We start from the raw sequence: 18,503 nt of genomic DNA on the forward strand, positions 1-18,503 counted from the left end.
TATTTGGTTGTCGACGCCTAACCCTGCGACAATCTGACTTGCCACATTGTCCGTACCCAGATTGTCAGCGAGGAGAGCTTTGGATGCCGTCGTTCAGGTTGGGTGACCACGGCTCGGCAGTCGCCGAGATCCGGTCCATCCTGATCAACCAAGGTCTCCTGGCCGGGTCTGTTTCCGAGGGTGCCGTGGTCTCGGCCAACGGCTGGACCAGCCCCGACGCCGTTTTCGACGTCGCGACCGATCATGCGGTGCGCGCCTTTCAGCAGCAGCGCGGACTTCTCGTCGACGGCGTCGTCGGCCAGGCGACCTATCGTGCGTTGCGCGAATCGTCATACCACCTGGGCGCACGGGTTTTGCTGTATCGCTTGTCCTCGCCGATGGTTGGCGACGACGTCGCGACGCTCCAATCCCGGCTTCAGAATCTCGGGTACTACACGTCCATCGTTGACGGTATCTTCGGCGAGACCACCCATAACTCGGTGTGTCTCTACCAAAGTGAATATGGACTGTCCTCCGACGGCATCTGCGGTCCGGCAACGCTGCGATCGCTCGAACGTCTCGGCACCCGGATTACCGGTGGCTCACCGCATGCCATTCGCGAGGAAGAGCGCGTTCGACGCTCCGGACCTCGACTGACCGGCAAACGTATCGTCATCGACCCCGGCTCGGGGAGCGGTCAGCCAACCGAAGAGCTCGCCGACCTCGAGGCACGGGTGCTCTGGGATCTCGCGTCACGGCTCGAAGGACGGATGTCGGCGGCTGGAATGGAAACCTTCCTGTCGCACGATGGCCGCGAGCGGCCGACCGATGAAGAACGTGCCCGCGTCGCGAATGCCGTTGACGCGGATATAGTTTTGGCGCTCCGCTGTGCGTCAAGCAGCACCGAATCCGCCAACGGGGTCGCGACGTTCTACTTCGGTAACTCGCATGGTTCGTCGTCGATGATCGGCCGCAACCTTTCCGGCTTCATCCAGCGGGAGATCGTCGCGCGGACCGGACTCGCCGACTGCCGATCCCATCAACGCACCTGGGATCTTCTTCGGTTGACCCGAATGCCGGTGTCGCTCATCGACATTGGGTATCTGACCAACTCGCTCGACGCCAGCAAGCTCGACGATCCGCGGACCCGCGACGTAATCGCCGAAGCCATTCTCGTTGCCGTCAAGCGACTGTATCTACTCGACGCAGACGATCGCCCTACTGGCACATACACTTTCGCCGATCTATTGGCCGCCGAAGAAGTCGCGACCTAGTCGCTCTTAGCCAACCGGCAGCGCGTCGACCTTGCGCTCACGCGAGGTCAACTCCATCGTTGCCTCGATCACGAGTTTCTCCAACGCACCTTCGACGGCGGATTTCCAGCCGAGGCCTTCGTCGAGTTCGAGCCGGAACCGCGGGAACCGCGGATGGGGAGCGACGAGGTCGAAGCCCGAGTCCTTCAAGAATTCGGCATCCATCATGCAGTTGGTGCACAACTCGCTGATGAGCTCGGCAATGCCGTCGTCGGCTCCGATGATGCCGAATGCTTCGATCGCGCGGACACCACGCTGTATCAGATCGGACACCACCGCGTCGAGCAGAATCGGCGCCGCCTCGGTGAAACCGGCCTCGGCCGTGATCGACGTCAACAGCACGGCGTCGTGACTCACCGGCGAAGTAGGGAAGTGGCTCGCGCGAGGTACTCGGGCGGGCGGGGCGTAGAACGCGGTGCCGACCACCGACTGCATGGTGGTGTCGACGGCGAGCTGCGCACAGGTACCCCACTCGAGCAGCAGCCCGGAAACCCACGCTTCCTTGTCGAACTCGCTCTCGAAGATCGCCGTCGTCGTCGACGCGGTCTCGGCAAACATCGGAGTGGCCAAACTTTGCTCGATGGTCGCCGGGTCCACCTCCCAGAAGACACACCGGCGAGTATGCGACGGCAAATTCTCGAATCCACTGAGATCGAGGCGCACAATCGACAGTCCCACGGTCAGTTCACCCGACCGTGGCAGCAGTCATTCGAAAACTGTTGTCCTGCAATGCTTTTCGCACGATGGCCAACCTTCTCCGACGATATCGTCACTGTGACGTTATTCCCTGGTGTCCGTGTAAGGGAGAATTTCACCTCTATCCGCGACTCTGTTCGGAAATCATCCCAACGATCCGCTCGAGGTCATCGACCGAGCCGAACTCGACGACGATCTTGCCCTTGCGCTTGCCGAGGCTCACCGTCACCCGGGTATCGAGCTTGTCGGAGAGCCGTTCGGCGACGTCTTGAAGACCCGGCATCTGCATCGGTTTGCGGCGCTGCTGTGTGGTCGGCTTAGTCGGAGCGTCTTCCCGGTTGGCGAGCGTGACCGCTTCTTCAGTCGCGCGGACCGACATACCTTCGGCAACGATGCGGGCGGCCAACTCGACCTGTGCGTCGCTTCCGGTCTCCAGAGCGAGCAATGCGCGAGCGTGTCCGGCCGATAGAACTCCGGCAGCGACTCGACTCTGCACCAGGACTGGTAACTTCAGCAGTCGGATCATGTTGGTAATCAGGGGACGCGAACGACCTAGTTTCGCGGCCAACTGCTCATGTGTCACGTCGAACTCTTCGAGCAGCTGTTGATATGCGGCTGCCTCTTCCAACGGGTTCAGCTGCGCCCGATGAATATTTTCGAGGAGCGCGTCGCGCAGCATGTCGCCATCATTCGTCTCCCGGACGATGGCGGGGACTGCCTCGAGACCCGCTTCCTGACTCGCGCGCCAGCGACGCTCGCCCATGACGATCTGAAATTTGACGCCGTCGGCGGTCGGCTTGGGAAGCGTCCGGACGACGATCGGCTGCATCAGCCCGAACTCGCGGATCGAATGGATGAGTTCATCCATTGCCTCTTCGTCGAAGACAGTTCGCGGCTGGTGCGGGTTTGGCTGGATCAGCTTGGGAGCGATCTCGCGGTAGACGGCGATCTCGTCGGAGACCGACGGCGTCGGCGCGTCGGTGCTTGGGGGAGCGCCTCCGCCGATCACGACGTCGGCGGCCGCGCTGCCCAATCCGGGCCCGGCTTCTTCGGTCGGTGTCGTCGGGATCAGGGCCGCCAGACCCCGGCCCAGACCGCCACGGCGTTGTGTTTCCCGGCTCACTTGACCCCCTCCGGGCTAACCGCTTTGATTGCGAACTCACGAGCGGCGTCGAGATAGCTCATCGCTCCACGTGAACCCGGGTCGTATTCGATGATCGTCATCGCGTAGCCGGGAGCTTCGGAGACTTTGACGCTTCGCGGAATGATCGTGCTCAATACCTTGTCACCGAAGTGAGTGCGTACTTCCTCGGCGACCTGATCGGCCAACTTCGTCCGGCCGTCGTACATCGTCAATAGCACCGTCGAGACATGAAGATCGCGATTGAGATGAGCCTGGACCAACTCGATATTCCGAAGTAGCTGGCCCACGCCTTCGAGTGCGTAGTACTCACACTGAATCGGGATCAGCACCTCGCGCGCAGCCACCATCGCGTTGACCGTCAGTAGCCCAAGCGATGGTGGGCAGTCGATGAGCACGTAGTCGATACCAAGTTCGGCGAGCGTGTCCTGGTCTATCGCATTGCGCAATCTGTTCTCTCGGGCGACCAGTGAGACCAGTTCGATCTCGGCGCCGGCGAGATCCAAAGTCGCCGGGACACAGTAGAGATTGTCGTTGCTAGGGGACTTCTGAATCGCTTCCCGAAGTGTGACCTCGCCGAGGAGTAGTTCGTAGACCGACGCGATGTCGGGCTGCCGATGGTCGATTCCTAACGCGGTGCTCGCATTTCCCTGCGGGTCGAGATCGATCACGAGAACGCCGAGCCCATGTATCGAGAGGCCGGCCGCCATATTGACCGCGGTGGTGGTCTTGCCGACGCCGCCTTTCTGATTGGCCACAGTGATCACGCGGATAGCTGGGGGGCGGGGGAGTTGACCACTGGCACCCGGCGTCAGAACCTGACTGGCGCGTGCTGCGGCAGCGGCGATCGGGGTGTCGTTGAAGTCAGGCTGCGGTGACCGTCCAGCGGTGCCGGATCCACTTGTTTCACGTGAAACAGTCGGTCTCTTCTGGGCCACGCTGGAACTCCTCGGTGCTTCACTCGACGAATGCGAATCGACATCTTCGACGGCTACGGACGCCGTCCTGTCGCGATCTCTATTGTGCGCTTTCGCGCGCTTCCAAGCCAACTTCAAGACCTTCCAGACGATCGATTACGTCGCTTCGACTTCGAGACCGAAACCTTGGTCCCGACGACGACGATGGTCGGGACGGACAGAAGGTCAGCACCGCACTCGCGCACCTCGAGATCGACTAAGCCCAGCCGATTGACTGCCTCCGCATGCTCGCCGATCTCCTCCGCTGCCGACGACCCCTTCAACGCGACCAACCGGCCGCCAGTGCGGATCAGGGGAGCGGACCACTTCGCCAATCGATCGAGAGGTGCAACCGCTCGCGAAGTCACGACGTCGGCGCCGCCCACACGGTCAATCACCGCGCTCTCTTCTGCTCGACCACGCACCACCTCAATCGCGAGACCCAAGTCCGCGATGACTTCCTCGAGGAAGGTCGCACGGCGCAGCAACGGTTCCACGAGTGTCATCCGCACATCCCGTCGTGCAATCGCCAACGGGATTCCAGGCAAACCCGCGCCACTCCCGATATCGACGATGGACTCGCCCTCGGCAAGGCACTCGCTCACGACAGCGCAATTGATCAAGTGGCGTTCCCATAGACGCGGCGCTTCGCGTGGCCCTATCAATCCTCGGACAACCGCGGCTTCCGCGAGCCAATCCCAGTACTTCTCGGCGACATCTACTTGTGCGCCGAAGATCTCTCGTGCGAGCGCGGGTGCGTCCCGCGCTGCGGCGTCAGGCATTCATCGATCCCTCCGGGGTGATGTTTCACGTGAAACACGGATACCGCGTGTCGACAGCACGGTGAATTACACCCTCGTAATTTATGGCCCTACAACGAAAGAAGTCCCGGCTAGAAGCCGGGACTCTTCACTTCCTTCGCAACACTCTAATGTGTCAGTCGGTCTTGATCACCACAACGTGACGTTTGGGCTCGACGCCCTCGCTCTCGCTGACTACACCAGCAACGGCCGCGACAGCGTCGTGCACAATCTTCCGCTCGAACGGAGTCATCGGGTCGAGAGCTTCGCGACCACCCTTCTCGGCGACGCGGTTGGCAACCTCGGTACCCAACCGAGCCAAGCGATCACGACGATCGGCGCGCCAGCGAGCGACATCGAGCATCAGTCGGCTGCGATCACCCGTCGCTTGTTGAACCGCAAGTCGGGTCAGCTCCTGCAACGCATCGAGGACTTCGCCTTTCCGACCGACCAGCTTCGTCAAGTCGTCGCCGCCGTCGATGCTCACGACCGCACGATCGCCGTCGACATCCAGATCGATATCGCCGTCGAAGTCGAGGACGTCGAGCAACTGCTCGAGGTAGTCGCCCGCGATCTCACCCTCCTCGACAAGCCGATCCTCTTCGTCGCCTTCGTCTGCAGCGGCGTCTGCCGCGTCTTCCACTTCGGCTACCGTCTCGTTGGCGGGGGAGTGTACTTCCTCTACCGCGTCCGCCGACGCCGTCTCCGCCGCGTCGGACTGTGCGGCGTCTTGTGCCGCAGCTTCCGTAGTCATCTCGTTCACCTAACTCTCTGCCTTCAATAAAGTTCGTCTCGCGACCCGACCATCAGGTCAGTGCCGCCCACCCTTACGGCCGCCTTTACGCCGATTCTTGTTGCTGTTCGGACGAGGCTGGGGCTTCTTCGCTTGCCCCTGACCCGATCCGGCGGATGTTTTCGTCGTCTTCTGCTTCGTGGTCGTGTCAACCGTCGCGGCTACATCGTCGGCGTCGCCAGATTCCTTCGCGAGGCTCGTCTTATTGCGATCGGGACGTGCGCCCGGCTTAGGCGCGTTCGCCTTGAGCTTTTCTTGTTTCGCCTCGCGCGCTGCTTGTTCTTCACGCTCGATACGACCGAAGACGAGGTGTTGCTGTCCGTAAGTCCAGACGTTGTTGGACACCCAGTAGAGCAGGATGGCGACAGGGAAGAACGGTCCGGTCACCAAGATGCCGAGCGGGAAGATGTACTGCGACAGCATCGTCATAAATCGGGTCTGTGGATTTTCCAGAGCCTCGGCGGTCATCCGCTTTGCCGACGCCCGCGCATTCATATAGGTGGCGAAGGAAGCGACGAGCATGATCGGAATGACGACGACAGCAATATTGCCGCGAGTGAAGTCGATGGGGTCGGTGGGATGAGCCATGAAGGCTTGCCACTCAGAGATCGGTTCGGTGATGAAGGACGACAGCGGTACACCGAAGAACCGGGCGTCGAGGAAGTTCTGTACCTGATCGACGCTGAAGAAGTAGTTCGGGAGCTCCCTGGTCTCTTCGGGGGTGAGCCCGAGCTGACCCATACCGGTCGCGGTCCGGTTGAACGACCGCAGCACGTGGAACAGACCAATGAACACCGGGATTTGCAGCAGCATCGGCAAACAGCCCAGGAGCGGATTGAAGCCGTGCTCCTTCTGCAGCTTCTGCATCTCCTCGGTCATCTTGACCTTGTCTTTGGCGTACTTCTTACGCACAGCCTGCATCTGCGGCTGTATCTCTTGCATCTTCTTCGTCGTCTGAATCTGCTTGACGAAAGGTTTGTAGAGAATCGCGCGGAGGGTGAACACCAGGAACACGACCGACAAGGCCCAAGCGAAACCGTCCCACCCGGGACTGCTGGGCAGAATGGCATCGAATAGCCAATGCCACACCCACATGATTCCCGACACTGGGTAGTAGATGAAGTTGAGCACTTCTTATGAACCCCTCACTGCTTTGCTGACCCGGCGCTCGGGGACCGGGTCATATCCAGGCTTATGCCACGGGCCGCATTTCGCGAGCCGCACCACCGACAGCCAACTGCCAATTAGAAATCCGTGTGTGTCCAGTGCCTCGACCGCATAAGCACTGCATGTCGGCTCGAACCGACACGTGGGAAGCCGCATCGGGGACACCCAGGTGCGGTACAGCTCGATGATGAAGATGACGGCTCGACGCGGCGACCGGTAGATCGCCGACCACCAGGAGTGTTCTGTCATCGCGATTCCATCTTCTTGAGCGCTTGTACCAACTGCTTGCCCAGTTCCAGGCTGCTCGCGGTAGCCGCGCTCGGCCGCGCTCGAATAACCACGTAGGTCTCGCCAAGATCCACCGAATCGCACAGATACGCGAAAGCCGCCCGCAGCCGGCGGGCCACAGTGTGGCGCACTACCGAGTTGCCGACGGCTTTGCTGACAATCAGTCCAAACCAGGGTCCGCCGACCAGAGCGACGTCTTTACGCACACCGGCGGCGTCGGGCCAGGCCGAGCCGACCCTGAGGAAGTGGATAGTCAGATCCCGACTACCCACGCGCGCACCGGATTTGATCGTGCGGCCAAAGTCACCGCGAACCAATCGGCGCGAAGTCTGCTGTGCATTCATCGACGCCTAGTCAGGACTTGCCCGACGAGCTCAGGCGGTGAGCTTGGCGCGACCCTTGCTGCGGCGACCGTTCACGATCGCGCGGCCGGCGCGGGTCCGCATACGCAGACGGAATCCATGCACACGGGCACGACGACGGTTGTTCGGCTGGAAGGTACGCTTGCCCTTGGCCATGAGGTACTCCTCGTATCGGGCCATCAACCCCAGGCACACGCGCACCTTTGATTGACAGCATTTGCGGTCTTGGCGGTCCCGGGGTGGTGCCGAGTGATCTCGGTTCGACGGCCTGAGTTTTCGCGCAGGCCAGTCCGCAAATCCACACCTGGTAGACCGCTCGAGACTACTGATCTGGCGGTGACAAATCAAACCGTGGTGTTCGGTAACACTTTGGCTGCGACACGCCCGGGGTCAACATAAATTTCAGATTCTTCTTTCGCAACGACATACAGCTCTGCTAAGTTTCTCCAGACGCCCCGGGGACTGGGGCACTTCCCGCGCGCATTGTGGCGCGCTTCCGCTATCCCTGCACCACTTGTTCACACCTGTGGATAGATCATGTGGACAACTTGGCACTCGAGCCCAATCAATGGCAATGTCACTGCGGAACAGTTGTCGAAACTACCGACGTGCAGGAGGTCCTGGGACCGATGACATCGGAACGTGAATCTTTCAGCGAGGTTTGGGCTCGCGTTGTCGCCGAACTCAACGCCAACTCCGACGCGATCGACCACCAGCCGCTGACCAGGCAACAAAAGGCCTGGCTCTCACTGGTTCATCCGCTGACCCTGGCCGAAGGCTTCGCATTGCTGACCGTGCCGACGCCGCTGGTACAGGAACAGATCGAACGAACACTTCGTGAACCAATTCGGTCGGCACTCTCCCGTCACCTGGGCCAACCGGTCGAGTTGGGGGTTCGCATCGCACCGCCGACCGAGGAATCGACTCCGGCGTCCGGCGAGCCAGCACCGACTGTCTTCGACGCACCTCAAGCAGAACAAACCAGCCAGGCCACCGGAATCAACGACCATCCCGAGCGTCGACATTTCTCCGGTCGGGACGAGCCGGACGCGAATACTCGCGGCGACTGGTCGACGTATTTCAGCAACGAAACGCCCGACACGAGCATGACCGGGCCTACTGCCCGTAGCTTGCATCCTCGATATACCTTCGACACCTTCGTCATCGGCGCATCGAACCGCTTCGCCCACGCTTCTGCCGTGGCGGTATCCGAAGCGCCGGCGCGGGCTTACAACCCACTCTTTATCTGGGGTGAGTCGGGGCTGGGCAAGACACACCTGCTGCACGCGGCCGGCCACTACGCTCAACGTCTGTTCCCGGGTATGCGCGTCAAATATGTATCGACCGAAGAATTCACCAACGACTTCATCAACTCACTTCGTGACGATCGCCGCGTCGCGTTCAAACGTCGCTACCGCGACGACATTGACATCCTTCTCGTTGACGACATTCAGTTCCTGATGGGCCGCGAGGGTATTCAGGAAGAGTTCTTCCATACCTTCAACACGCTGCACAACTCCGGAAAACAGATCGTCATTTCTTCGGACCGACCGCCGAGACAGCTTGCGACACTTGAGGATCGGCTCCGCACGCGGTTCGAATGGGGACTGATCACCGACGTCCAGCCGCCCGACCTCGAGACACGGGTCGCCATCTTGCGCAAGAAAGCCCAGATGGACGACATCACCGTGCCCGACGACGTGCTTGAGCTCATCGCGTCGAAGATCGAGCGCAATATTCGTGAGTTGGAAGGTGCTCTGATCCGTGTCACCGCGTTCGCATCGCTGAACAACACCGAACTCGATCGCTCGCTAGCCGAGGTTGTGCTGCAGGCTCTATTGCCCGAAACCAATGCCTTCGAGGTAAGCGCCGCACGGATTCTCACCACCACCGCGGACTACTTCGACCTCTCCGTCGACGAATTACGTGGGCCCAGTCGCACTCGTGCCATTGCCCAGGCCAGGCAGATCGCGATGTATCTCTGCCGTGAACTCACCGATCTGTCACTGCCGAAGATCGGCGAGACCTTCGACCGTGATCACACCACGGTCATCCACGCCGACAAGAAGATCCGTGGCGCGATGGCTGAACGTCGAGATGTGTACAACCACGTTCAAGAACTCACCGCGCGAATCAAGCAGGGCGCAGAAGGCTGATCGAAGCCCGACTCTCAACCGCTGCCCGAGAGTTTTTCTCACCCGTTCTGTCGTCGAATACCGCTGTCACCACTCCCACACGCCTGTGCACAAACATGAGGACAACTACAACAACCTGTGGACAGACCGGGGACAGTTCACGAACAGTTTCGTAGCTGTACACAGCCTCGCCCGATCACGCCGGTGTCGTCCACCGCTCGTACACATGCCAATTTCCGGGCTGGCCAGCGACGACGACAGTTCTCCACAGAATCCACAGGACCTATGACTATGAGTAGTTCTTTCTTTAAGAAGATCTTTAAAAGCAGGTGTGTGCACAACTGTGGTTCGCAAGCCGGTTCTTGAGTTCGAGTGCGGGCGAATCTGGCCCAGGGAACCCCCACCACGTCCTGGCGTTCTACAGTGGAATCCCAACCGACGATCGACTTCAGGCAAAGGTGACTCCCAGGCATGAAATTCCGTGTTGCACGCGACGACTTTGCAGACGCAGTTGCCTGGGTTGCTCGCAGCCTGCCGTCGAGGCCACCCGTTCCTGTCTTGGGTTGCGTTCTGATCACCAGCACTGACACCGGCCTGAGCGTCTCCGGCTTCGACTACGAGGTGTCGGCGCAGGAAAGCCTTGCCGCCGAGATCGCCGAACCCGGAACCGTGCTCGTCTCCGGTCGCCTCTTGGCGGAGATCACCAAGGCGCTGCCGGCCAAGCCGGTTGATGTCGCTCTCGACGGCTCACGAGTCGCGATCAGCTGCGGCAGTGCGCGATTCTCGTTGCCGACGATGCCGGTCGAGGACTACCCGCAGCTGCCCGAGGTTCCGACGGTCACCGGCACGGTGCCCGCCACGATCTTTGCTGAAGCGATCTCCCAGGTTGCTGTCGCTGCGGGACGTGATGACACTCTGCCGATGCTGACCGGTGTCCGGGTGGAGATCGAGGGTGCGAAAGTTGTGCTGGCCGCCACGGACCGATTCCGGCTGGCTGTGCGCGAACTCGAATGGCAGCCAACGGATTCCGACGTCACCGGCGCCGTGCTCGTGCCGGCCAAGACTCTTTCCGAATCGGCTAAAACCGCGGGTTCGGAGGCCGGTACTGACGTTTCGCTCGCCTTCGGTAGCGGTTCGGCAATCGGCGGCGAGGGCATCCTCGGCATCCTGGGCGCGAGCAAGCGCACCACGACTCGGTTGCTCGACGCCGAATTCCCCAAATTCCGTCAGCTACTGCCGGCCAGCCACACCTCGATCGCAACCATAGACAGCGGACCGCTGCTTGAGGCGATCAAGCGCGTCGCGTTGGTCGCCGAGCGTGGTGCCCAGGTCCGGATGGAATTCAGCGAAGGATCGGTGTTGCTCACCGCGGGCGGCGATGACGCTGGCCGCGCCGAGGAGGAGTTGCCGGTCAGCTTCTACGGTGAGCCGCTGACCATCGCCTTCAACCCCGGTTACCTGCAAGAGGGTCTTAACGCGATCGGCGCGGCGTCGGTCGATTTCGGTTTCACCACCCCGAGCCGTCCAGCGGTATTGCGGCCGGCCACCGGTGAGGAGCCGGTCGCTGACGAATCCGGTGCCTTTGTGGCACCCGATTCGGCATTCAGCTACCTGCTGATGCCGGTGCGACTCCCGGGCTGACCGAACACAGGTGTTCGTTCGAGAGTTGACTCTCCGAGACTTTCGGTCATGGTCTCAGGTGTCGTTGCCACTCGCGGCCGAACCCACAATCTTTGTGGGCCGCAATGGATTTGGGAAGACCAACCTCGTCGAGTCACTGTTTTACCTCACCAATCTGAGGTCGCACCGGGTCAGTTCGGATGCCGTGCTGGTGCGGTCGGGAGCAGCCGATGCTCAACTCACCGCAACGGTCGAGAACGCCGGCCGGGAGTTGACCGTGGATCTCACCGTCCGCGGTGAAGGAGCAAATAAGGCCGCGATCAACGGTCGGCCGGTGCGTCGGACCCGGGAGATCGCCGGAATTCTGCGGTCGGTTTTGTTCGCTCCCGAGGATCTCGCGCTGGTGCGCGGTGAACCCGCCGACCGACGTCGATTTCTCGACGAGATCGTCGGAAACCGTGGACCGGGGGCGGTCGCCGACAAATCGGACTACGACCGCGTGTTGCGTCAACGGTCGGCATTACTCAAGTCCGCGGCAGCCGCGATGCGTCGTGGCGGTGGTGATGCTGCCTCGATTATCTCGACCCTCGATGTATGGGACGTACAACTCGCGGGCTACGGCTCGAAGGTTATCGCCGCTCGGATCAACGACGTTGCGAAGCTGAAACCCCTTTTCTCCCAAGCATATTCGTCGATAGCTCCGCATTCTCGCCCGGCGACACTCGCTTATCGATCATCGCTCGGACCCGAGGTGGTCAATCTTGACGGCACGGCGCTCGAGGTCGCCTCGATCGAAGAGTTGATGATCGAACGTCTTGCGGCTATCCGCGACAAGGAAATCGAGCGCGGGCAGTCGCTCCTGGGGCCGCATCGCGACGACTTGGATATCATTCTCGGTTCCGATGTCGCGAAAGGCTTTGCGTCACATGGGGAATCGTGGTCGCTGGCGTTGTCGCTGCGGTTGGGTACCGTCGAATTATTGCGCGCCGATGGCATCGAGCCGGTGATCATGCTCGACGATGTTTTCGCCGAGCTCGACGCCGCACGACGTACGCATTTGGCAGCTTTCGTCGATTCAGCCGAACAGTTGTTGATTACCGCCGCTGTCGCCGAAGACTTGCCCGACGGTATCGGCGGCCGCGTTATCGGCGTGGATATCGAGGAGAATGAGGGTCAGCGTCGATCGGTAATCCAGGAGGTCAGCTGATGAGTGACGGCCAGGACGGACTGTCGGGATACGAACTCGCGCGCAAGGCACTGGAACAGGCGCGTGCCCAGGGCAAGGTCGTCGGTCGGGGTAAGGCGTCGCCGGTCCGGCGCAGTGGAGGCGGACGGACTCGCCGGCGGTGGTCGGGTCCGGGTCCAGATTCGCGCGACCCGCAGCCGTTCGGCAAATTGACCGGCCGGTTAGCTGACGATCGGGGCTGGCAGCCGAAGATCGGGGAGGGAACGGTTTTCGCCCGATGGCGGGAGATAGTCGGCGACGACATCGCGGCGCACGCCACACCTAGCGCGTTGGATGGCGGAATATTGCAGGTCCAGGCCGAATCGACGGCGTGGGCGACTCAGCTGCGATATGTCCAGGCGCAGATTCTGGCGAAGATCGCCGCGGCGGTTGGCGATGGTGTGGTGACGTCACTGCGAATCACCGGACCCAAGGCGCCGTCGTGGCGTAAGGGCGAGCGACATGTCTCCGGCCGCGGTCCGCGTGATACCTACGGCTAAGAGCCTCGTACCAAGCACCGACTGACAGCCTGCTGAGACCGATTTTGGTTCCGGACCCACGATCGGGCGGCACTCACGTCGCGTTAGGCGTTCTGAGCGCGAATTAGCGGTGCCGCATACCCACTTCTGACTAACTGGTCCAGTACTATGTATGAAGTGCCCCGTCGAATCTTCGTCGAGTGGCCATCACCAACGGGGCAAACCGACAACGTAAGGAGCGGACGCACGTCGTGACCGATACCAATAGTTCCGACTCGTCAGCAGCCAAGAAGAGCTCGAAGAAGAGTTCCGAATATGGTGCCGATTCCATCAGTATTCTCGAGGGCCTCGAAGCAGTCCGGAAACGGCCGGGCATGTATATCGGTTCCACCGGTGAGCGTGGTCTACACCACCTGATCTGGGAAGTAGTCGACAACTCGGTCGACGAAGCGATGGCTGGCTACGCGTCGCAGGTCGATGTCACGCTGCTCGCCGATGGGGGAGTGAAGGTCGTCGACGACGGCCGCGGTATCCCCACCGACATGCATAAGACCGGGGTACCGACCGTCGAGGTCGTGATGACCCAGCTCCATGCCGGCGGCAAATTCGACTCCGACTCCTACGCGGTATCCGGTGGTCTGCACGGCGTCGGTATCTCGGTGGTGAACGCACTGTCGACCCGCGTCGAACTGTCGATCGACTACGGCGGCTTCCACTGGGATCAGACCTACCACAACGCGGTACCCGATCCGCTCGAGAAGGGCGCGGCGACTCGCAAGACCGGTACAACGGTCAGCTTCTGGCCGGATTCGGAAATTTTCGAGACCACTACCTTCAATGCCGAGACGGTGGCGCGGCGCCTGCAGGAGATGGCTTTCCTCAACAAGGGACTGACCATCACGCTTACCGATGAACGTCTCACCGACGAGGCGGCCGAGGCGGAAGCCGAGATGGGCGGCACCGACGGCGAGCAAACCGCCGAGGCCATCGCCAACAAGGAAGAAAAGGCCGATCGGGTCGCGAAGATCAAGACGCGCACCTATCACTACCCGGATGGCTTGGTCGATTACATCAAGCATCTCAACCGTACGAAGAACGCCATCCACTCCTCGGTCGTCGGATTCACCGGCAAGGGCACCGGCCACGAGGTCGAAATCGCGATGCAGTGGAACAACGGCTATTCCGAATCGGTCCACACCTTCGCCAACACCATCAACACCCACGAAGGCGGTACCCACGAAGAGGGTTTCCGCGCCGCACTGACCAGCACGGTGAACAAATACGCCGCTGACAAGAAGCTGGTGAAAGAAAAAGACGGCAAACTCACCGGTGACGACATTCGCGAGGGCCTGGCCGCTGTCATCTCGGTGAAGGTCGGCGACCCGCAGTTCGAGGGTCAGACCAAGACCAAACTCGGAAACACCGAGGTGAAGAGCTTCGTGCAGAAGATGTGCAACGAACACCTCGCGCACTGGTTCGAGTCCAATCCGGCCGAAGCCAAAGTCATCATCCGCAAGGCGGTTGATTCGGCGCAGGCGCGGATGGCCGCGCGTAAAGCGCGAGAGTTGGTGCGCCGCAAGACCGCAACCGATATCGGCGGCCTGCCCGGCAAGCTTGCCGACTGCCGCAGCAACGATCCGTCCAAATGCGAGGTCTACATCGTCGAGGGCGACTCCGCCGGTGGCTCAGCCAAATCCGGCCGTGACTCGATGTATCAGGCGATACTTCCGTTGCGCGGCAAGATCATTAACGTCGAGAAGGCTCGCATCGACCGCGTGCTCAAGAACGCTGAAGTGCAGTCGATCATCACCGCGTTCGGCACCGGCATTCACGACGAGTTCGACATCGAGAAGCTTCGCTATCACAAGATCGTGCTGATGGCCGACGCCGACGTTGACGGACAACACATTTCGACGCTGTTGCTCACCCTGCTGTTCCGCTTCATGCGGCCACTCGTCGAACACGGTCACGTCTTCCTCGCGCAGCCGCCGTTGTACAAATTGAAGTGGCAGAAGGGTGCTGATCCCGAATTCGCCTATTCCGACCGCGAGCGTGATGCACTGCTCGAGGCCGGAAAAGCGGGCGGCAAGAAGATCAACACGGACGACGGCATCCAGCGCTACAAGGGTCTCGGCGAGATGAACGCGAAGGAATTGTGGGAAACCACAATGGATCCCGACGTTCGTATCTTGCGTCAAGTCACCCTCGACGACGCCGCGGCGGCGGATGAACTCTTCTCCATCCTGATGGGTGAAGACGTTGCCGCTCGCCGCAGTTTCATCGCGCGCAATGCCAAGGACGTCCGCTTCCTCGATGTCTAGTTCGTCTAGCATCCACTGATCTCGAAGGCGTGAAACACCAATGACAGATACCACTTTGCCACCGAGCGGCACCGACGACGACGGTGGCCGCGACCGCATCGAACCCGTTGACATTCAACAGGAGATGCAGAGCAGCTATATCGATTACGCGATGAGCGTCATCGTCGGTCGTGCGCTGCCCGAGGTCCGCGACGGCCTCAAACCGGTGCATCGCCGGTTGCTCTACGCGATGAACGACGCCGGCTTCCGCCCGGACCGCAGTTACGTGAAATCGGCTAAACCCGTTGCCGAGACGATGGGTAACTACCACCCACACGGCGACAGCGCGATCTACGACGCTCTCGTTCGTCTGGCCCAACCGTGGTCGCTGCGCTATCCGCTCGTCGATGGACAGGGCAACTTCGGTTCGCGAGGCAACGATGGCGCGGCCGCGATGCGTTACACCGAAGCCCGGCTCACACCGTTGGCGATGGAGATGTTGCGCGACATCGACGAGGAGACAGTCGATTTCATCCCGAACTACGACGGCAAGACCCAGGAACCGACGGTCCTCCCGTCGCGTATTCCGAACTTGTTGATCAATGGTTCAGGCGGCATCGCGGTCGGCATGGCGACCAATATTCCGCCGCATAACCTCACCGAGGTCGCCGATGCGGTGTTCTGGGCGTTGGCCAATCCAGAAGCTGATGATGAAGCGATGCTGGCCGCGTGTATGGATGCGGTGAAGGGGCCAGATTTCCCGACCGCCGGGCTGATTGTCGGCGGACAGGGCATCAAAGATGCCTACACCACCGGTCGCGGATCGATCCGGATGCGTGGCGTCGTCGACGTGGAAGAGAACAAGGGCAGCACCACTCTCGTCATCACCGAACTGCCGTATCAGGTCAATCCGGATAACCTCATCGCGTCAGTCGCCGAGCAGGTCAACGAAGGAAAACTCAAGGGCATCAGCCGAATTGAGGATCAGTCGTCGGACCGCGTCGGTATGCGCATCGTCGTGACGCTGCGTCGTGACGCGGTCGCCAAGGTGGTGCTGAACAACCTTTACAAGCACAGCCAACTGCAGACGAATTTCGGCGCCAATATGCTGTCGATCGTCGATGGCGTGCCGCGCACCCTGCGACTCGATCAGATGATTCGTCTCTACGTCGCCCACCAGATCGACGTCATCGTGCGCCGCACCCGGTACCGGTTGCGCAAGGCGGAAGAGCGCGCTCATATCTTGCGCGGTCTGGTGAAAGCCCTTGACGCACTTGATGAAGTGATCGCGTTGATCCGTGCGTCGGCGAATACCGATGCGGCACGGCGCGGATTGATCGACCTGCTCGATATCGACGAGATTCAGGCCGACGCGATCCTCGCGATGCAGCTGCGTCGCCTCTCCGCACTCGAGCGCCAGAAGATCGTCGACGAACTCGCCGAGATCGAACGCGAGATCGCCGACTTGAAAGACATTCTCGACAGGCCAGAGCGTCAGCGTGCCATCGTGCGTGACGAGCTGCGTGAGGTCGTCGACAAGTATGGCGACGAGCGTCGCACGAAAATCGTTGCGGCAGAAGGTGATGTAGCCGATGAAGATCTCATCGCGCGCGAGGATGTCGTCGTCACGATCACCGAGACCGGCTACGCCAAGCGGACCAAGACCGACCTGTACCGCAGCCAACGCCGCGGCGGTAAGGGTGTGCAGGGTGCCGGCCTCAAGCAGGACGACATCGTGGCGCACTTCTTTGTCTGCTCGACACACGACTGGCTGCTGTTCTTCACGACCAAGGGCCGCGTCTACCGCGCGAAGGCGTACGAACTGCCCGAGGCCAACCGCACCGCACGCGGTCAGCACGTCGCGAATCTCCTTGCGTTCCAACCGGAAGAGCGAATCGCACAGATCATCCAGCTCAAAACCTATTCGGACGCACCGTATTTGGTGCTGGCCACGCGCAACGGCCTGGTGAAGAAGTCGAAACTCGAAGACTTCGACTCCAACCGTTCCGGCGGTATCGCGGCGATCAACCTGCGCGGCGAAGACGAACTCGTTGGCGCACAACTGTGTAGCTCCGACGACGATCTGCTGCTGGTGTCCGATCACGGCCAGTCGATCCGCTTCAGCGCGACTGATGAGGTGTTGCGGCCGATGGGCCGGCAGACGTCGGGTGTGCAGGGTATGCGGTTCAACGACGACGACAAGCTCCTCTCGCTCAACGTCGTTGTCCCCGATACCTATCTATTGGTGGCGACGTCGGGCGGCTATGCCAAGCGCACCGCGATGGATGACTATCCGGTGCAGGGGCGTGGCGGCAAGGGTGTGTTGACTATTCAGCACGACCGGCGTCGGGGAAATCTGATCGGCGCCCTCATCGTCGACGACGAGACCGAGCTGTACGCCATCACTTCCGGTGGTGGTGTCATCCGCACCGGTGCCAAGCAGGTTCGAAAGGCCGGCCGACAGACCAAGGGTGTTCGCCTGATGAACCTCGGCGAAGGCACTACGCTGTTGGCGATCGCACGCAACGCGGATGAGCCCGAAGAGGAATCGTCGAGCGACACGGCCACCAAGAAGTAACGTCGGTACCGTGAACCTATGTCCGTGTGACGTGCCGGACCAGCAAGCCCGCCACCGTCGATTCAAGGAATGTCATTGAGCACAGCGAATGAGCCAGACGATCAGAAGACCGATGGCGCGGGTTCGTCCGCATCGACCGAGTCTTCGTCGGCGTCGGGAACAACGCGTCCGGCGGTAGTGCCGCCGTGGCAGCGCGGTCAAAGTGAGTCGACGGCGCCGGGAGCGCAGCGAGCGGGCCAGGTCGATAACGCGCCGGGAGCGCAGCGAGCGGGCCAAGTCGATAACGCGCCGGGAGCGAAGTCGGCGCCCGCTGGTCCGCCGCCGCGCGGTGTGGTGAGCGGGACGCCTGGTGAGAGCGAGCGCAAGCCCCTCAACAAGCTCGATGCGACCGGGGCCAAGGCGGGCACGGCGACCTCGGGTGACGACGCTAAGACCGAAACCTTTGTCGAGTCGCCGACGCGCAATATCGACCGCGCGGGGTTGGCGACGCAGAACCTGCCCGACCTTGATGCGATCCACCACGTGGATGCGGCGAAGCCCGCCAAGGCCTCGCCGTCGTCAACGCGGTCGGGGCCAACTCAGGTTGGCTCCGGACGGGCACTGCGGGCGTCGGTACAGGTTCGTCGGATCGATCCCTGGGCGATGTTCAAGATCTCCGCGGTGTTGTCGAT

The 18,503-nt window shown here is 61.3% G+C and carries 15 protein-coding genes and 2 pseudogenes; 8 read left to right on the top strand and 9 right to left on the bottom strand.

What is annotated here, in order from left to right; translation table 11 throughout:
- Window positions 1–83 precede the first annotated feature (83 nt).
- Entirely contained in the window at window positions 84–1,253 is a 1,170-nt protein-coding gene (locus GOEFS_RS04050; protein ID WP_007316605.1) for an N-acetylmuramoyl-L-alanine amidase, read from the top strand.
- 6 nt (window positions 1,254–1,259) lie between these two features.
- Here the strand turns inward: GOEFS_RS04050 and GOEFS_RS04055 are convergent, their stop codons facing one another.
- From GOEFS_RS04055 to rpmH, 9 genes and pseudogenes are all read right to left on the bottom strand, one after another.
- Window positions 1,260–1,970, bottom strand: a complete 711-nt coding sequence (locus GOEFS_RS04055; RefSeq protein ID WP_007316606.1) for a hypothetical protein — start codon at window positions 1,968–1,970, stop codon at window positions 1,260–1,262.
- Window positions 1,971–2,109: 139 nt separating this feature from the next.
- Window positions 2,110–3,111 carry a ParB/RepB/Spo0J family partition protein gene (locus GOEFS_RS04060; protein WP_007316607.1) on the bottom strand — a complete coding sequence of 334 codons (1,002 nt, stop codon included), beginning with the start codon at window positions 3,109–3,111 and terminating at the stop codon, window positions 2,110–2,112.
- A complete protein-coding gene (locus GOEFS_RS04065) occupies window positions 3,108–4,067 on the bottom strand; it encodes a ParA family protein (protein ID WP_007316608.1) in 960 nt (319 codons plus the stop codon). The genes GOEFS_RS04060 and GOEFS_RS04065 overlap by 4 nt, the downstream gene beginning before the upstream one ends.
- Before the next feature lie 113 nt (window positions 4,068–4,180).
- Window positions 4,181–4,867, bottom strand: coding sequence for a 16S rRNA (guanine(527)-N(7))-methyltransferase RsmG (gene rsmG / locus GOEFS_RS04070; protein WP_007316609.1), 687 nt, complete (start codon window positions 4,865–4,867; stop codon window positions 4,181–4,183).
- A gap of 154 nt (window positions 4,868–5,021) precedes the next feature.
- Window positions 5,022–5,639: a Jag family protein gene (locus tag GOEFS_RS04075; protein ID WP_040524474.1), complete on the bottom strand. Its 618-nt coding sequence runs from the start codon at window positions 5,637–5,639 to the stop codon at window positions 5,022–5,024.
- 57 nt (window positions 5,640–5,696) lie between these two features.
- On the bottom strand, window positions 5,697–6,809 hold the full coding sequence (yidC, locus tag GOEFS_RS04080) for a membrane protein insertase YidC (protein ID WP_007316611.1): 1,113 nt from the start codon (window positions 6,807–6,809) through the stop codon (window positions 5,697–5,699).
- Window positions 6,810–6,842: 33 nt separating this feature from the next.
- A pseudogene (yidD, locus tag GOEFS_RS04085) lies at window positions 6,843–7,094 on the bottom strand (membrane protein insertion efficiency factor YidD); the annotation flags it as partial.
- A complete protein-coding gene (gene rnpA / locus GOEFS_RS04090) occupies window positions 7,091–7,477 on the bottom strand; it encodes a ribonuclease P protein component (RefSeq protein ID WP_007316613.1) in 387 nt (128 codons plus the stop codon). The pseudogene yidD and the gene rnpA, both read right to left, overlap by 4 nt.
- Window positions 7,478–7,507: 30 nt before the next feature.
- Window positions 7,508–7,651: a 50S ribosomal protein L34 gene (rpmH, locus tag GOEFS_RS04095; protein WP_006337454.1), complete on the bottom strand. Its 144-nt coding sequence runs from the start codon at window positions 7,649–7,651 to the stop codon at window positions 7,508–7,510.
- Between the two features lie 473 nt (window positions 7,652–8,124).
- Between rpmH and dnaA the strand changes: the two genes are divergently transcribed.
- From dnaA to GOEFS_RS23365, 7 genes and pseudogenes are all read left to right on the top strand, one after another.
- Window positions 8,125–9,651, top strand: a complete 1,527-nt coding sequence (dnaA, locus tag GOEFS_RS04100) for a chromosomal replication initiator protein DnaA (RefSeq protein WP_007316615.1) — start codon at window positions 8,125–8,127, stop codon at window positions 9,649–9,651.
- Between the two features lie 450 nt (window positions 9,652–10,101).
- On the top strand, window positions 10,102–11,271 hold the full coding sequence (gene dnaN / locus GOEFS_RS04105) for a DNA polymerase III subunit beta (RefSeq protein ID WP_007316616.1): 1,170 nt from the start codon (window positions 10,102–10,104) through the stop codon (window positions 11,269–11,271).
- Window positions 11,272–11,281: 10 nt separating this feature from the next.
- Window positions 11,282–12,457, top strand: coding sequence for a DNA replication/repair protein RecF (gene recF, locus GOEFS_RS04110; protein ID WP_040524459.1), 1,176 nt, complete (start codon window positions 11,282–11,284; stop codon window positions 12,455–12,457).
- On the top strand, window positions 12,457–12,975 hold the full coding sequence (locus tag GOEFS_RS04115; RefSeq protein ID WP_007316618.1) for a DUF721 family protein: 519 nt from the start codon (window positions 12,457–12,459) through the stop codon (window positions 12,973–12,975). Before recF ends, GOEFS_RS04115 begins: the two co-directional genes overlap by 1 nt.
- A 230-nt stretch (window positions 12,976–13,205) precedes the next feature.
- The gene (gyrB, locus tag GOEFS_RS04120; RefSeq protein ID WP_007316619.1) at window positions 13,206–15,275 is read left to right on the top strand and encodes a DNA topoisomerase (ATP-hydrolyzing) subunit B; all 2,070 of its coding nucleotides are present in this window, start codon (window positions 13,206–13,208) and stop codon (window positions 15,273–15,275) included.
- Window positions 15,276–15,315: 40 nt separating this feature from the next.
- Entirely contained in the window at window positions 15,316–17,832 is a 2,517-nt protein-coding gene (gene gyrA, locus GOEFS_RS04125) for a DNA gyrase subunit A (RefSeq protein WP_007316620.1), read from the top strand.
- A gap of 75 nt (window positions 17,833–17,907) precedes the next feature.
- A pseudogene (locus GOEFS_RS23365) lies at window positions 17,908–18,503 on the top strand (DUF3566 domain-containing protein); the annotation flags it as partial.

The organism is Gordonia effusa NBRC 100432, assembly GCF_000241305.1.
GTDB lineage: Bacteria > Actinomycetota > Actinomycetes > Mycobacteriales > Mycobacteriaceae > Gordonia > Gordonia effusa.

Excerpts from the sequence above, each read along its gene's own strand:
- GOEFS_RS04050 (WP_007316605.1), top strand. The coding sequence starts at position 84 with ATGCCGTCGTTCAGGTTGGGTGACCACGGCTCGGCAGTCGCCGAGATC.
- rsmG (WP_007316609.1), bottom strand. The coding sequence starts at position 4,867 with ATGCCTGACGCCGCAGCGCGGGACGCACCCGCGCTCGCACGAGAGATC.
- GOEFS_RS04075 (WP_040524474.1), bottom strand. The coding sequence starts at position 5,639 with ATGACTACGGAAGCTGCGGCACAAGACGCCGCACAGTCCGACGCGGCG.
- rnpA (WP_007316613.1), bottom strand. The coding sequence starts at position 7,477 with ATGAATGCACAGCAGACTTCGCGCCGATTGGTTCGCGGTGACTTTGGC.
- rpmH (WP_006337454.1), bottom strand. The coding sequence starts at position 7,651 with ATGGCCAAGGGCAAGCGTACCTTCCAGCCGAACAACCGTCGTCGTGCC.
- dnaA (WP_007316615.1), top strand. The coding sequence starts at position 8,125 with ATGACATCGGAACGTGAATCTTTCAGCGAGGTTTGGGCTCGCGTTGTC.
- dnaN (WP_007316616.1), top strand. The coding sequence starts at position 10,102 with ATGAAATTCCGTGTTGCACGCGACGACTTTGCAGACGCAGTTGCCTGG.
- GOEFS_RS04115 (WP_007316618.1), top strand. The coding sequence starts at position 12,457 with ATGAGTGACGGCCAGGACGGACTGTCGGGATACGAACTCGCGCGCAAG.
- gyrA (WP_007316620.1), top strand. The coding sequence starts at position 15,316 with ATGACAGATACCACTTTGCCACCGAGCGGCACCGACGACGACGGTGGC.